The sequence below is a fragment of the Citrobacter sp. Ce129 genome (assembly GCF_030334545.1).
GTDB lineage: Bacteria > Pseudomonadota > Gammaproteobacteria > Enterobacterales > Enterobacteriaceae > Citrobacter > Citrobacter europaeus.
Window position 1 is genome coordinate 21,558 of sequence record NZ_JAOWDS010000048.1, and the last position, 15,779, is coordinate 37,336.

The window sequence follows — 15,779 nt, forward strand, 5'->3', positions numbered from 1 at the left end:
AGGTACCCAGTGTTTAAATCTTTAGTTGGAATGGTACTGGTGCTGATAGCCACCATTGCGCACGCTGACCGTATTCGTGACCTGACCAGCGTTCAGGGAGTGCGGGAAAACTCGTTGATAGGTTATGGGCTGGTAGTCGGTCTGGATGGTACGGGCGACCAGACCACCCAGACGCCGTTTACTACGCAAACGCTCAACAACATGCTTTCGCAGTTGGGGATAACCGTGCCAACTGGCACCAACATGCAGTTGAAAAACGTGGCGGCGGTGATGGTCACCGCGTCATTTCCTGCATTCGGTCGGCAAGGACAAACGATTGACGTGGTGGTTTCTTCCATGGGGAACGCCAAAAGCCTGCGCGGCGGCACGCTGCTGATGACTCCACTGAAAGGGGTCGACAGCCAGGTTTATGCGCTGGCGCAAGGGAATATTTTAGTTGGCGGTGCGGGCGCGGCTGCGGGTGGCAGTAGCGTGCAGGTTAACCAGCTCAATGGCGGACGTATTACTAACGGCGCAATTATTGAACGTGAATTACCCAGCCAGTTCGGCGGCGGTAACACTATTAATCTGCAGCTCAATAATGAAGATTTCACGATGGCGCAGCAGATTACCGACACAATCAACCGCTCGCGTGGCTTTGGTAGCGCAACGGCGCTGGATGCCCGGACCATACAAGTGCGTGTGCCAAGCGGCAACAGTTCGCAGGTCCGTTTCCTTGCTGACATCCAGAATATGGAGGTGAACGTCACGCCGCAGGATGCGAAAGTGATTATCAACTCGCGTACCGGATCCGTCGTAATGAACCGCGAAGTCACGCTGGATAGTTGTGCCGTGGCGCAAGGCAACTTGTCGATTACGGTAAACCGTCAGGCGAATGTCAGCCAGCCGGATACACCGTTTGGTGGTGGACAGACAGTGGTAACGCCACAAACCCAGATCGATCTGCGCCAGAGCGGTGGTTCGCTGCAAAGCGTGCGTTCCAGCGCCAACCTGAATAACGTCGTACGTGCGCTTAATGCGCTGGGGGCAACGCCGATGGATCTGATGTCCATTCTGCAATCGATGCAGAGTGCGGGATGCTTACGTGCCAAACTGGAAATCATCTAATGATTGGTGACAGCAAACTGCTGACCAGCGCCGCCTGGGATGCGCAATCACTGAACGAACTGAAAGCGAAAGCGGGTCAGGACCCGGCGGCGAATATCCGCCCGGTCGCCCGTCAGGTTGAAGGGATGTTCGTGCAGATGATGCTGAAAAGCATGCGTGAAGCGCTGCCAAAAGATGGTGTGTTTAGCAGCGATTCGACACGTTTGTATACCAGCATGTATGACCAACAAATTGCGCAGCAGATGACCGCAGGTAAAGGTCTGGGGCTGGCGGAAATGATGGTTAAGCAGATGACCGAAGGGCAGGCGCAACCCGCAGACGACGCGCCGCAGGTGCCAATGAAGTTCTCGCTTGAAACGGTGACCAGCTATCAAAACCAGGCGCTGACGCAACTGGTGCGTAAAGCCATTCCCCGGGCGACGGAAAGCATTGATGAGCCGCTGTCAGGTGACAGTAAAGACTTCCTCGCCCAGCTATCGCTACCAGCTAAGCTGGCCAGCCAGCAAAGCGGGGTTCCGCATCATCTTATTCTGGCACAGGCGGCGCTGGAGTCCGGATGGGGGCAGCGACAAATCCGTCGTGAAAATGGCGAACCAAGCTTTAACATTTTTGGCGTGAAGGCTTCGGGAAGCTGGAAAGGCCCAACCACCGAAATCACCACTACCGAATATGAAAACGGTGAGGCGAAAAAGGTGAAAGCCAGATTCCGCGTGTATAGCTCTTACCTGGAGGCGCTGTCGGATTATGTCGGTCTGATATCGCGTAACCCGCGCTATGCGGCGGTGACCGCTGCCGCGACAGCCGAGCAAGGCGCACAGGCATTGCAGAATGCCGGTTACGCAACTGACCCTAACTATGCGCGTAAATTAACCAACATGATCCAGCAGTTGAAATCGATGAGCGAAAAAGTGAGCAAAACCTACAGCACGAACATCGATAATCTCTTTTAAATAGCTCAAGTCTACCGACCTGCTGCCGATAATAACGAGTATTGAAGGATTACAAGGAACCTCCATGTCCAGCTTGATTAATAACGCGATGAGTGGACTTAGCGCAGCGCAGGCCGCGTTGAATACCGCCAGTAATAACATCTCCAGCTATAACGTTGCCGGGTACACCCGCCAAACGACAATTATGGCGCAGGCGAACAGCACGCTGGGTGCGGGGGGCTGGGTTGGCAATGGCGTCTATGTTTCTGGCGTACAGCGCGAATATGATTCTTTTATCACGAATCAGTTGCGTGCAGCGCAGAACCAGAGCAGCGGCCTGACAACGCGCTATGAGCAAATGTCGAAAATCGACAATTTGCTTTCCAGTAAAACCAGTTCAATTTCCACCTCAATGCAGGGTTTTTTTACCAGCCTGCAGACGCTGGTCAGTAATGCAGAAGACCCGGCTGCGCGTCAGGCACTGATTGGTAAAGCTGATGGTTTAGTGAATCAGTTCAGAACAACCGATCAGTATCTGCGCGATCAGGATAAGCAGGTCAATACTGCGATCAAAGCCAGCGTAGATCAGATCAACAACTACTCAAAGCAGATTGCCAGCCTCAACGATCAGATTTCCCGTCTGACCGGCGTTGGCGCGGGCGCATCGCCTAACGATCTACTCGATCAGCGTGACCAACTGGTTAGCGATCTGAACAAACTTGTCGGCGTTGAAGTCAGTGTCCAGGATGGCGGCACCTATAACGTAACGATGGCGAACGGCTATTCACTGGTACAGGGCAGCAACGCCCGCCAACTGGCCGCAGTACCGTCCAGTGCCGATCCAACACGCACTACGGTGGCCTATGTTGATGGCGTTGCCGGAAATGTTGAAATTCCTGAAAAACTCATTGATACCGGTTCATTGGGCGGTTTGATGACGTTCCGTTCTCAAGAGCTGGACCAGACGCGTAACACGCTGGGGCAACTGGCACTGGCGTTTGCCGATGCATTTAATACGCAGCATAAAGAAGGTTTTGATGCTAATGGTGATGCTGGTAAAGACTTCTTTGCTATCGGCGGTCCATCTGTGCTCAGTAATACCAAAAATACTGGGACAGGGTCGTTAACTGCAAAAGTTACTGATAGCTCAGCAGTGCAGGCTACTGATTACAATATTACTTTTGATGGTACTGACTGGCAGGTAACTCGCCTTGCAGATAATACCAGCTTTAAGGCGACCGTCACTGGTGGAAAAATGTCCTTCGATGGGCTGGAAATAACCGTAGGGGCGGGAGCGAAAGCGAATGATAGCTTTACGGTGAAGCCAGTGGGTAATGTCATTGTTGATATGAAAGTGGCTGTGACTGATGAGTCGAAAATCGCCATGGCCGAAGTATCCAAAAATGATATCGATCCAGATAAGGATAAAGGGAAAAGCGATAACCGTAACGGCCAAAAATTGTTGGATCTGCAAACCAAAGCGACTGTCGGAAATAAAACCTTCAATGACGCGTACGCAACGCTGGTGAGCGATGTCGGGAATAAAACCGCTACCCTGAAAACCAGCGCCACCACCCAGAACAACGTAGTTACGCAGCTTTCTAATCAGCAACAGTCGATTTCCGGGGTTAACCTCGATGAAGAGTACGGCAATTTGCAGCGTTATCAACAGTATTACCTGGCCAACGCACAAGTGCTGCAAACAGCAAATTCGCTCTTTGATGCGCTTCTGAATATTCGCTAAGGGAGAGGGACTCAATGCGTATTAGTACTCAGATGATGTACCAGCAGAACATGCGTGGCATTACCAACTCTCAGGCCGAATGGATAAAATTTGGTGAGCAGATGTCAACGGGCAAACGCGTGATCAACCCGTCTGACGATCCGATTGCCGCCTCGCAGGCTGTAGTGCTTTCTCAGGCTCAGGCGCAAAACAGCCAATATACGCTGGCGCGTACTTTCGCGACGCAAAAAGTGTCACTGGAAGAGAACGTTTTAAGCCGGGCGACGACCGCGATTACCTCGGCGCAGGAAAAAATCGTCAGCGCCGGCAACGGTACGTTGAGCGATGACAACAGGGCATCGTTAGCGACTGATTTGCAAGGGATCCGCGATCAGCTGATGAATTTGGCTAACAGTACCGACGGTAATGGTCGCTATATCTTTGGCGGCTACAAAACCGAAGTTCCACCATTTGCCCAGACTGATGGTACTTATAGTGGTGGAACTGAAAATATCACCCAACAGGTTGATGCCGCTCGGTCAATGGTGATTGGTCATACCGGAGATAAAATTTTTAACTCGGTGACCAGCAACGCGGTTCCGGAGCCAGATGGTAGCAAGTCTGAAACGAACTTATTCGTAATGCTGGATACAGCTATTGCAGCCCTGAATACGCCGATTGAAGGCGATGATGTGGCGAAAGCAAAGGCCGCTGAGGCGATTGATAAAACCAACCGTGGTTTAAAGAATTCACTCAATAATGTGTTGAGCGTCCGTGCAGAATTAGGCACGCAGCTTAGCGAATTAAGCTCGCTGGATTCACTGGGAGCCGATCGTGCACTGGGTCAAACTCAGCAGATGAGCAATCTGGTGGATGTTGACTGGAACGCAGCGATTTCGTCCTACGTGATGCAGCAGGCTGCACTGCAGGCATCGTACAAAACGTTTACCGATATGCAGGGCATGTCGCTGTTCCAGCTTAACCGGTAACGACCTTTTTTGAACATATCATGAAACTGGATATGTTTGTCTGCCCGCTCCTTTAACACCCCGGAGCGGGCATTTTTTTAGGCCACGGTTGTTTTTCTCAGTGACAGATTCCCCGTTAATCTTATTACCAGCGCAATCGCACCGCTAAACGTTGCCAGCGTAACCACACCTTCCCAGTCTGCCTGCGCGTAGACCTGACTTCCGAGAACCGAACCCAACGCCATACCGATAAATACCATTGTAAACAGTAGCGCGTTCAGGCGTCCACGTGCCTGGGGCTCAAGGCCATAGACCAGGTTTTGGTGGGCAACCAGGCTGGATTGCAATCCGAGATCAAAACCTACCGCAGAAAGGGCAATAAGCAGCCACTGCCCCTGTACTGGCAGGGCGGGTAACAGGAACATCAGGGCGAAAGATACTGTTACCAGCAAAGCACCTAACTGCGCCACTTTCGCTGCGCCCACTTTGTCGGCAAGATGGCCTGCCAGCGGCGCGGCAAGCGCACCAGCCGCGCCCGCGATACCAAACGCGCCAGCCATAGCGCTACCCATGTGATAATGCTCAGATAACATCACTGCCAACGTGGACCAGAAGGCGCTAAAGGCAACAGACAGAAAGCCTTGTGCCAGCGCCGCGCGGCGCAATGCGGGATACCGCTGCCACAGTTGCGCCATTGAGAGCAGTAATGACGGGTAGCTCAGCGTGGAATGGACAGCAAAACGAGGGAGCACTTTCCACATGATGGTGGAAATCACAGCAATGCTGAAGGCTGCGAGTTGATACATTTCGCGCCAGCCAAACGCCTCACCTATTAGCCCGCTAACGGTACGTGAAAGTAAAATTCCCAGCAGCAGGCCCGTCATCACGGTACCTACCGTTTTTCCCTGCTTGCCTTCAGGGGCCAGAATTGCCGCAGCGGGAACGATGTCCTGCGCCATGGTTGCCGCCATTCCCATCAACAGGCTGACCAGTAAAAGCGAATGCAATTGGCCGGTAAAGCTGCAGGCCAGAAGCAGTACGGCGAGCGCGAGGCTTTTCAACAGGATTAGCGTCCGACGGTCATAGCGGTCGCCTAATGGTAATAAAAAGAAAATCCCCAACGCGTAACCCGCCTGGGTTAGCGTCGGAACCAGCCCCATGCCGGTGATGCTTAGGGCCAGATCCTGACCCATTAAGGGCAGAAGCGGCTGGGCATAATAGATGGATGCCACGCTGAATCCGGCGCCTGATGCCAGTACAAAAATAACCCAACGGGTAAGGGCGGTATGTGTGTTCACAGTTGATTCCTCAATCACAGGATGTGCGGCTATTTTTAACCTTCAGCAGGTGGCGCGGTAGCGAGCGCGGTGGTAAAACAGTTATACGTCAGACGTATGAAGAAACTTGGAATGGTAAAAACTGAGCGTATAGACAGAGTGGAGCTGATGCGCACGTTTGTGCGTATCGTCGAGGCGGGGTCGCTTTCAGCAGCGGCAAAGCAGATGGGGACAACGCAGGCGACCGTCAGTCGACGGTTACAATCCCTGGAAGCGCTGCTGGGTGTAAAACTGATCATGCGCACCACGCATGCGATGAAACTGACCGACGACGGCGAACGCGGCTACCAGCATGCCAAGAATATTATTGATGCCTGGCTGGCGCTGGAAGATGGACTCAATGTTACGGAGGATGAACCGGTGGGAACGCTGCGAGTACGTGCTCCGCATGCGTTCGGGCAGCAACAGCTTCTTGAACCGCTTTTGCAGTTTCTTTCGCGCTATCCTCAGTTGTCGGTAGAGTGGATGCTCAATGATAAAACCGTTGATTTCCTGAGCGATAATATTGATTGCGCCATCAGGGTTGGGGCAGAGGTTGATCCAGCGACGGTCTCGGTTTTACTGGCTGAGGTTCCTCGTAGCATGGTAGTGAATCCTGCTTTGCTTGAGCAATATAGCGAGCTTTCGCATCCGGAGCAGTTATCAACGCTGCCATGGATTGCAGTGAACACATTTTACCAGCACAGCGTTTCGTTGCTGCATCGACCACGTAATGAACCTGTTACGCTGAATATTACACCCAGATTAAGCACCGACAGCATTTATGTCGCAAGAAATGCCGCCCTGGCAGGGTTGGGTGTGGCCATTGTTTCAAGCTGGATGGTCGAGGAGGATATTGCTCGTGGACGACTGGTTACGCTGCTACCCGAGTGGCATGCGGCGTCGTTGCCTGTACATTTGGTTTATCCCTGGGCGCGTTACTATCCCACCCGATTACGCAAGTTTCTGGCGTTAATGAAAGATGTCATGCCGCAGCTAACGGGGATGAAACGCGTAGAGCAGGTATAAAAAAGCCGACCCGAAGGTCGGCTTTGATGTTGATTACGTCTTACTCAACGGGCTGTGGGCGTGTTGCTGGCGCAGTCGCCTGGTGTGTGGCGCTGTGTCCACCTGCGGCACCTTTCCCTTCAAAGGCGAATGCCGGGCGCTGCCACTCGCTATGACGCGGCGCTTCAGGCACATACTCTGGTGCCGGTGCGCGCGTCATCGGCGCGGTTGCATGGCTGTGAAGATGTTCCGTGTCAACGCTGGTTGCGACAACTTCAGCCTTAACGACTGCGGCTTCGACGACAGGTGCTGCAACAACTTCTTTCGGCGCTGCAACTTCTTCAACAACCGGTGCGGTTTCCACAACTGGTACTGTTTCCACAACTGGTACTGTTTCCACAACTGGCGCTGTTTCCACAACCTCAGCGATCTCTTCAACCACTTCAGGCTGTGAAATAACAACTTCCGCAGGCGCATCGACAACCGGCGCAGTCACGACTTCAGCGACAGGTTCGGCTTTCGCAACGGTTTCCTCGGCAACAGGTGCGTCGGATTCAGCGATAATTTGTGGTTGTTCCTCGACCGGAGTAGCAATGACTTCCGGATGCGTGGTTTCAACCTGTGCGGTTTCAACAGCGGCGGCCTGAGGTTCGGCAATAACCACCTCTGGCTGTACGGTTTCAACCGACGCCGGGGCGTCCACAATGTGCTCAACGGCAGCTGCAACCTGAGGCTCTACGGCCACAGTCGCAGTTTGCTCCTGAACCATTTCCTGTTCGCGCTGCTCTTCAACCTGCTGATCCTGAGGACGAGCGACAGGGTAGCGGATCCATACTTTGCCGGACGCTAATTCTGGAGATGCGCAGGCGACCGTTAATGGCATCGGCGACTGAACCGGATAACGCTCGTCACGATAACGACGACGACGCTGACCACTTACGCGTAGATGGCGAGGAGAACGACGGGAACGACGCGGCATACCATTTGAGTCGCGCGCTTCGCTGTTGTCATCCTGCTCAGTCGCAACGACGACTGGCAGATCAACTTTCGCCAGTTCGGTACGCTGTGCCGGTGCTGGCTGTTCAGTTGGTTGAACGACTGCCGTTTCAGCGATCGCAGCGGCAGTTGCCACTTCAGCTTCAACAGCCGGGCTATCTGTGAAACGAACTTTCTGATTCAACTGACGCTGTTTACGGCGAGTCTGAGGCTGACGTACGCGCTCTTCCTGCTCGGTATCCTGCGCCGGTTGTTCAGCCAGGTTCAGCTCTTTAACTTCTTGCTGCGCCTGACGTTTGTCATCGTTACGACGGCGGTTGCGCTCGCGACGCGGAGCCTGCTGCTCATCACCGGATTTCGCTTTGTCGGCGACATCAACGGACTGCTGGCGGTTATCGCGCGCTTCCGCATTTTGCTGCTGAGACTGACGGCGGTTACGGCGGTTATCTTCACGGTTTTCGCCGCTTTCTGATCGCTCGTTACGGTTATCACGATCGCCACGGTTGTCGCGATTATCACGACGGTCGTTACGGTCGCGACGATTGTTCTGCCGCGGTTTACGACGATCCTGCTGGCGTTCGGTTTTCTCTTCAGCTTTCGGTGCAGGTTGTTCAACCGGTTTTACTTCTTCGCTGCCACCGAAGATGGACTTCAGTGCGCCAAAGAAACGGCTAATCAAACCCGGTTGTGCGGCGACGGCTGCGGTCGCTGCTGCGGCTTTAGGCGCGGCGGCTTTCGCTGCAGGCTCCTGCGGTGCAGGGGCTGGCGGCACGTCTGGCATAGCAAAGGTAGCTAATGCCGGCTGTTCTGGCTGTTTACGCTCGACGTATTCTTCTTCCGTCGGCAATGCCATCGCTTCTTCATGCAGTTTTGGCAGCAGGTAGCTCAGGGTTGGTGTTTCTTCCCCTTTGCGTACACGCAGTACGGAGTAATGCGGGGTTTCCATCTGATCGTTTGGCACAATCACACAGCGCACGCCATTCTGACGCGTTTCGATGGCATTTACCGCGGTACGTTTTTCGTTGAGCAGGTAGGATGCGATCGGCACAGGAACAATAGCATGAACTTCCTGGGTATTTTCTTTCAGCGCTTCTTCTTCGATCAGACGCAGAATAGACAGCGACAGTGATTCGTTGTCACGTACGGTACCCGTACCGGAACAGCGTGGGCATACGTGATGGCTGGATTCACCCAGAGACGGGCTCAGACGCTGACGGGACATCTCCAGCAGGCCGAAGCGTGAAATATGACTGATCTGAATACGCGCTCGGTCCTGACGCACGGCTTCGCGTAGACGGTTTTCAACCGCGCGCTGGTGGCGAACCGGAGTCATATCGATGAAGTCGATGACAATCAGGCCACCGAGGTCGCGCAGACGCAGCTGACGAGCAATTTCATCGGCAGCTTCAAGGTTGGTGTTGAACGCTGTTTCTTCGATGTCGCCGCCGCGGGTAGCGCGTGCGGAGTTGATATCGATAGCGGTCAGCGCTTCGGTGCTGTCGATAACGATTGAGCCGCCTGACGGCAGGCGCACTTCGCGCTGGAACGCAGACTCAATCTGAGACTCGATTTGATAGTGGCTGAACAGTGGAATTTCACCGGTGTACAGTTTGATTTTGCTGCTGAAATCCGGACGACCCAGCGCGGCGATGTGCTGACGCGCCATCTCCATCACTTTCGGGTTGTCGATGAGGATTTCGCCGATGTCCTGACGCAAGTAGTCACGGAATGCGCGAACGATAACGTTGCTTTCCTGATGGATCAGGAACGGAGCAGGGCGACTGTCAGCGGCTTTTTGAATCGCTTCCCAGTGCTTAAGGCGGAAACTCAGGTCCCACTGCAGCGCTTCGGCGGATTTGCCGACCCCTGCGGTACGCACGATAAGCCCCATGCCATCAGGCAGTTCCAGACTTGCCAACGCTTCTTTTAATTCGGTACGGTCGTCGCCTTCAATGCGACGGGAGATGCCGCCCGCGCGCGGGTTGTTCGGCATCAGAACCAGATAACTCCCTGCCAGGCTGATAAAGGTAGTCAGCGCAGCGCCTTTATTGCCGCGTTCTTCTTTATCGATCTGAACGATGACTTCCTGACCTTCGCGCAACACATCTTTAATGTTGGGACGACCATGGGAGTTGTAATTAGCGGGGAAGTATTCGCGGGCAATTTCTTTTAACGGGAGGAAACCGTGACGTTCAGCGCCGTAATCAACGAAAGCCGCTTCCAGACTCGGTTCAATACGGGTAATTTTGCCTTTATAGATGTTGGCTTTTTTCTGTTCGTGTCCAGGACTTTCGATATCCAGATCGTACAGACGCTGCCCATCTACAAGGGCGACACGCAACTCTTCCTGCTGAGTCGCGTTAATTAACATTCTTTTCATCGTAACTTACTCATTATTCTTACATTGACGACTAAGCTGCGGGCAGAGTAATGCCTTTCCGGGTGTGAACCGATGGCCTCGTGTCTATTCGCGTCGCCAACCTCACGGTTATCGTCAGCTCAAAGAGGCGCAGAGTGTCGGTTGCCTGTATTTCATACGGAAACACAGCGCAATTATCAGGGGAACAGTCTGGGTGTTACTCTCCAGAAAAGCTTCCTTATTACCGGTAAGGACTGCAACCCGCAGCCCGCTAACTGCCTGAAAGATCAATACGTCTTACGCCATTGCTGCGTTGATGATCGGTCGGGCAAAATTGGGTCATTCCGGAAAAGTTCTTGTTTTAACAAGATTCAACACGGAAACAACCTCATTATTCCACTGCTAACCTTGTTATAGCAAGATGACTTTTGCCATTTATCACCCGGTTACTCACAGTTTTTTCACTTCCGCGTAGTGATTGCTTTAATAACCACCAAATCGGCTATGTCAAACTGAAGTAATAAGGTATAGCAGTTAATATAAGCATAGAAAAATGTGTGGCGCGAATCTTGATGGCTATTTAAAATCGGCCCCCATGAAAACAGAGACTCCAGCCGTAAAAACAGTTGCCATTACTGCCGACGAAGCAGGGCAACGCATCGACAACTTTTTGCGCACCCAACTCAAGGGTGTGCCAAAAAGTATGATTTATCGCATTTTGCGTAAAGGCGAAGTGCGGGTGAACAAAAAACGCATTAAACCCGAGTACAAACTCGAAGATGGGGACATTGTGCGTATTCCACCTGTACGTGTCGCTGAACGTGAAGAAGAGGCCATTTCACCGAATTTGCAGAAGGTCGCGGCGCTGACCGATGTCATTTTATATGAAGATGACCACATTCTGGTGCTTAACAAACCCTCAGGTACGGCCGTGCATGGCGGGAGCGGGTTAAGCTTTGGCGTCATTGAAGGTTTACGTGCGCTGCGACCGGAAGCGCGCTTCCTTGAGCTGGTTCATCGTCTCGATCGGGATACCTCCGGCGTGTTGCTGGTGGCTAAAAAGCGCTCAGCCTTACGTTCATTGCATGAACAACTGCGTGAAAAAGGGATGCAGAAAGATTATCTCGCGTTGGTACGAGGCCAGTGGCAGTCACATGTGAAAAACGTGCAGGCACCGTTGTTAAAGAACATCCTGCAAAGCGGCGAGCGTATCGTGCGGGTGAATCAGGAAGGCAAACCATCGGAAACGCGTTTTAAAGTGGAAGAGCGCTACGCGTTTGCTACGCTTGTGCGCTGTAGCCCCGTGACCGGACGTACGCACCAGATTCGCGTGCATACCCAATATGCCGGACATCCGATTGCCTTTGATGACCGCTACGGCGACCGCGAGTTCGATAAGCAACTGGCGGATACTGGGCTGAGCAGGCTCTTTTTGCACGCCGCAGCGTTGAAATTTACTCATCCGGGTACCGGTGAAGTGATGCGTATTGAAGCGCCGATGGATAAACAGTTGAAGCGCTGCCTCGAGGTATTACGCCGCAAAGCCTGACGCGCGTTGCTTATCAGGCCTGCAATCGTGTTATGCATCGTGGGCCTGATAAGACGCATTGCGTCGCCATCAGGCAGATTAATCAGGCGTTCAGCGGGTTCATCTCTTCCCGGCGCAGCATTTGACACAGCGCGATCAGCGGCAAACCGATCAAGGTATTTGGGTCACGACCTTCCAGGCGCTCAAAGAGTGCAATGCCCAACCCTTCGCTTTTAAAACTACCGGCACAATGCAGCGGACGCTCTTTGCGCACGTAATCTTCAATTTCCGTTTCGCTTAAATGACGGAAATGAACGTCAAACGGTTCAACTTCAGTTTGTAAATGTCCGGTCGCAGAATTATACAGCGCCAGTCCGGTATAAAACGTCACAATATTGCCCCGGGCTTTGAGTAGCTGCTGGCGCGCATTTTCTTCTGTTAACGGTTTGCCGGTTATTTCACCATCAAGAACACAAATTTGATCGGAGCCGATAATAAGGTGCGATGGATAGCGGTGGGCGAGAGATTGCGCTTTTTTCTGCGCCAGTCGCAAGACTAAGTGTCGCGGAGCTTCACCCGGTAACGGCGTTTCGTCAACCTCTGGTGCGGCGCATTCGAACGGGATTGCCAGTTTTTCCAGTAAAGCGCGACGCCAGGGAGAGGTCGAAGCAAGAATAAGTTGAGGCATATTTTTTCCCTCGCATATAGCGTATTGATGAGAGCCATTTTAAACTATGGACTTCGTCCTACAAGCTGGCTGTAATGGCTTGTGTTGAGCGATTTTAAGTCGATGACCCGCAATGTGTGCGAATTATTGGCAAAAGGCAACCACAGGCTGCCTTTTTCTTTGACTATATGACGTTACAAAGTTAATATGCGCGCCCTATGCAAAAGGTAAAATTACCCCTGACTCTTGATCCGGTTCGTACGGCTCAAAAACGCCTCGATTATGAAGGTATCTATACTTCTGATCTGGTTGAGCGCGTCGCCGATTCTGTAGTCAGTGTGGACAGTGATGTGGAATGCTCCATGTCGTTCGCGATCGATAACCAGCGCCTTGCCGTCATAACCGGTGATGCAAAAGTATCGGTTACGCTCGAATGTCAGCGTTGCGGGAAACCGTTCCCACTTCATGTTCACACAACATATTGTTTTAGTCCTGTCCGTTCTGACGAGCAGGCTGAAGCACTCCCGGAAGCGTATGAGCCGATTGAGGTTAACGAATTCGGTGAAATCGATCTGCTTGCAATGGTTGAAGATGAGATTATCCTCTCCTTGCCGGTAGTTCCGGTGCATGATTCTGAACACTGTGAAGTGTCCGAGGCGGACATGGTCTTTGGCGAATTGCCTGATGAAGCGCAAAAACCAAACCCATTTGCCGTATTAGCCAGCTTAAAGCGTAAGTAATTGAGGAGTAAGGTCCATGGCCGTACAACAGAATAAACCAACCCGTTCCAAACGTGGCATGCGTCGTTCTCATGACGCTCTGACCGCAGTCACCAGCCTGTCTGTAGACAAAACTTCTGGTGAACAACACCTGCGTCACCACATCACTGCCGACGGTTTCTACCGTGGCCGTAAGGTAATCGCTAAGTAATCACGCATGACTCGATGGCTTTCCCACTACGGTGAGAAAGACAAAGAGTACACGCGTGATGAAGCTTAGTGAGGCTTTCCCCGGGTAACTGGGGAAACACCTAACCGGGCAGCGACGATACCTTGACACGTCTAACCCTGGCGTTAGATGTCATGGGGGGAGATTTTGGCCCTACCGTGACAGTGCCTGCAGCATTGCAGGCACTGAATTCTAATTCGCAACTCACACTTCTTTTAGTCGGGGATCCCGATACAATCACGCCATTACTTGCCAAAGCTGACTTCGAACAACGTTCACGTCTGCAGATTATCCCTGCTCAGTCAGTTATTGCCAGTGATGCCCGGCCCTCGCAAGCTATTCGCGCCAGTCGTGGAAGCTCAATGCGTGTTGCCCTGGAGCTCGTGAAAGAAGGTCGAGCGCAAGCCTGTGTGAGCGCCGGTAATACGGGCGCGCTAATGGGACTTGCGAAGTTATTGCTCAAACCTCTTGAGGGGATTGAGCGTCCTGCGTTGGTGACGGTTTTACCCCATCAGCAAAAGGGCAAAACGGTGGTGTTGGATTTGGGCGCCAACGTGGATTGTGATAGCACGATGTTGGTGCAATTTGCCGTCATGGGTTCCGTGCTGGCAGAAGAGGTGGTTGGCATTGCCAATCCCCGAGTTGCGTTGCTCAACATCGGCGAAGAAGAAACCAAGGGTCTCGACAGTATTCGGGATGCTTCTGCAGTGCTAAAAACAATCCCTTCTATTAATTATATCGGCTATCTTGAAGCCAATGAGTTACTGACTGGCAAAACCGATGTGTTGGTCTGTGACGGCTTTACAGGTAATGTCACATTAAAGACGATGGAAGGTGTTGTCAGAATGTTCCTTTCACTGCTGAAGTCTCAGGGTGAGGGCAAAAAACGGTCGTGGTGGCTGCTGTTATTAAAACGTTGGTTACAAAAAAGCCTGACAAGGCGATTTAGTCACCTCAACCCCGACCAGTATAATGGCGCCTGTCTGTTAGGATTGCGCGGCACGGTGATTAAGAGTCATGGTGCGGCCAATCAGCGAGCATTTGAAGTCGCGATTGAACAGGCAGTGCAGGCGGTGCAGCGACAAGTTCCTCAGCGAATTGCCGCTCGCCTGGAATCTGTATACCCAGCTGGATTCGAACTGCTGGACGGTGGCGAAAGCGCAACCTCACGAGCACACAGGTAACGATGTGTTTGTGAATGCTGCCAACGTATCAGCGATTTGCTCGTGGCGGTATATAACCAAAAAGTGACTGAGCGTACATGTATACGAAGATTATTGGTACTGGCAGCTATCTGCCTGAACAAGTGCGTACTAACGCCGATTTGGAAAAAATGGTTGAGACATCTGATGAGTGGATCGTTACTCGTACAGGTATCCGTGAACGCCATATTGCAGCGCCAAATGAAACAGTTGCGACGATGGGCTTTGCCGCCGCAAACCGCGCAATTGAAATGGCGGGCATCGACAAAGAACAAATTGGTCTGATTGTGGTTGCCACCACGTCATCCACTCACGCATTTCCAAGCGCGGCATGCCAGATCCAAAGTATGCTGGGGATCAAAGGCTGTCCGGCGTTTGACGTTGCGGCCGCTTGTGCCGGTTTCACTTACGCGCTGAGCGTTGCCGACCAGTACGTTAAGTCTGGCGCAGTGAAGCATGCTCTGGTGGTTGGCTCAGATGTTCTGGCCCGTACCTGTGATCCAACCGATCGCGGAACGATCATTATTTTCGGTGATGGCGCGGGTGCGGTTGTACTGAGCGCATCTGAAGAGCCAGGCATTCTCTCCACGCATCTGCACGCGGATGGTCGCTATGGCGAACTGTTAACGCTGCCCAATGCCGATCGCGTTAACCCGGAAAACCCGATCCACCTGACGATGGCGGGTAACGAAGTCTTTAAAGTCGCGGTAACCGAGCTTGCACACATCGTTGATGAAACGCTGGAAGCGAATAATCTGGATCGTTCTGCGCTGGACTGGCTGGTGCCGCATCAGGCAAACCTGCGTATTATCAGCGCAACAGCGAAAAAGCTGGGTATGTCGATGGATAATGTTGTCGTGACGCTCGACAGACATGGCAATACCTCCGCGGCCTCCGTACCGTGCGCGCTGGATGAAGCCGTCCGCGACGGGCGTATTAAAGCTGGGCAGTTGATATTGCTTGAAGCCTTTGGGGGTGGATTCACCTGGGGCTCTGCGCTGATTCGTTTCTAGTATAAGGATTTAACC

The 15,779-nt window shown here is 52.6% G+C and carries 13 protein-coding genes; 10 read left to right on the forward strand and 3 right to left on the reverse strand.

Annotated elements, in window-relative coordinates; translation table 11 throughout:
- Positions 1-30 precede the first annotated feature (30 nt).
- The 4 genes from OGV77_RS01260 to flgL all read left to right on the forward strand — a co-directional run bounded on the left by OGV77_RS01260 (position 31) and on the right by flgL (position 4,748).
- A complete protein-coding gene (locus OGV77_RS01260) occupies positions 31-1,107 on the forward strand; it encodes a flagellar basal body P-ring protein FlgI (protein WP_087050398.1) in 1,077 nt (358 codons plus the stop codon).
- Entirely contained in the window at positions 1,107-2,057 is a 951-nt protein-coding gene (gene flgJ, locus OGV77_RS01265) for a flagellar assembly peptidoglycan hydrolase FlgJ (RefSeq protein WP_043015914.1), read from the forward strand. Before OGV77_RS01260 ends, flgJ begins: the two co-directional genes overlap by 1 nt.
- A gap of 64 nt (positions 2,058-2,121) precedes the next feature.
- Complete coding sequence (gene flgK / locus OGV77_RS01270; protein WP_087050399.1) at positions 2,122-3,780, forward strand: flagellar hook-associated protein FlgK; 1,659 nt, start codon at positions 2,122-2,124, stop codon at positions 3,778-3,780.
- A 14-nt stretch (positions 3,781-3,794) separates the two neighbouring features.
- The gene (gene flgL / locus OGV77_RS01275) at positions 3,795-4,748 is read left to right on the forward strand and encodes a flagellar hook-associated protein FlgL (RefSeq protein WP_043015916.1); all 954 of its coding nucleotides are present in this window, start codon (positions 3,795-3,797) and stop codon (positions 4,746-4,748) included.
- A 77-nt stretch (positions 4,749-4,825) separates the two neighbouring features.
- On the opposite strand, the gene OGV77_RS01280 is transcribed toward flgL, so the two are convergent.
- Complete coding sequence (locus OGV77_RS01280; RefSeq protein WP_043015917.1) at positions 4,826-6,025, reverse strand: MFS transporter; 1,200 nt, start codon at positions 6,023-6,025, stop codon at positions 4,826-4,828.
- Between the two features lie 96 nt (positions 6,026-6,121).
- Here OGV77_RS01280 and OGV77_RS01285 point away from each other — a divergent pair, with 96 nt between their 5' ends.
- A complete protein-coding gene (locus OGV77_RS01285) occupies positions 6,122-7,072 on the forward strand; it encodes a LysR family transcriptional regulator (protein WP_230586299.1) in 951 nt (316 codons plus the stop codon).
- Positions 7,073-7,112: 40 nt separating this feature from the next.
- Here OGV77_RS01285 and rne read toward each other — a convergent pair whose 3' ends face one another.
- A complete protein-coding gene (gene rne, locus OGV77_RS01290) occupies positions 7,113-10,427 on the reverse strand; it encodes a ribonuclease E (protein ID WP_286502538.1) in 3,315 nt (1,104 codons plus the stop codon).
- A 574-nt stretch (positions 10,428-11,001) separates the two neighbouring features.
- On the opposite strand from rne, the gene rluC reads away from it, so the two are divergent.
- The gene (gene rluC, locus OGV77_RS01295) at positions 11,002-11,955 is read left to right on the forward strand and encodes a 23S rRNA pseudouridine(955/2504/2580) synthase RluC (RefSeq protein WP_167394270.1); all 954 of its coding nucleotides are present in this window, start codon (positions 11,002-11,004) and stop codon (positions 11,953-11,955) included.
- A gap of 82 nt (positions 11,956-12,037) precedes the next feature.
- Here rluC and OGV77_RS01300 read toward each other — a convergent pair whose 3' ends face one another.
- Positions 12,038-12,622: a Maf family protein gene (locus OGV77_RS01300; protein WP_043015921.1), complete on the reverse strand. Its 585-nt coding sequence runs from the start codon at positions 12,620-12,622 to the stop codon at positions 12,038-12,040.
- 197 nt (positions 12,623-12,819) lie between these two features.
- Here OGV77_RS01300 and yceD point away from each other — a divergent pair, with 197 nt between their 5' ends.
- The 4 genes from yceD to fabH all read left to right on the forward strand — a co-directional run bounded on the left by yceD (position 12,820) and on the right by fabH (position 15,764).
- Positions 12,820-13,341, forward strand: a complete 522-nt coding sequence (yceD, locus tag OGV77_RS01305; RefSeq protein ID WP_003036239.1) for a 23S rRNA accumulation protein YceD — start codon at positions 12,820-12,822, stop codon at positions 13,339-13,341.
- Between the two features lie 16 nt (positions 13,342-13,357).
- Entirely contained in the window at positions 13,358-13,531 is a 174-nt protein-coding gene (rpmF, locus tag OGV77_RS01310) for a 50S ribosomal protein L32 (protein ID WP_003036242.1), read from the forward strand.
- A 122-nt stretch (positions 13,532-13,653) separates the two neighbouring features.
- On the forward strand, positions 13,654-14,733 hold the full coding sequence (gene plsX / locus OGV77_RS01315; protein WP_072033327.1) for a phosphate acyltransferase PlsX: 1,080 nt from the start codon (positions 13,654-13,656) through the stop codon (positions 14,731-14,733).
- A 77-nt stretch (positions 14,734-14,810) separates the two neighbouring features.
- Entirely contained in the window at positions 14,811-15,764 is a 954-nt protein-coding gene (gene fabH, locus OGV77_RS01320; protein ID WP_016152639.1) for a beta-ketoacyl-ACP synthase III, read from the forward strand.
- Positions 15,765-15,779 lie beyond the last annotated feature (15 nt).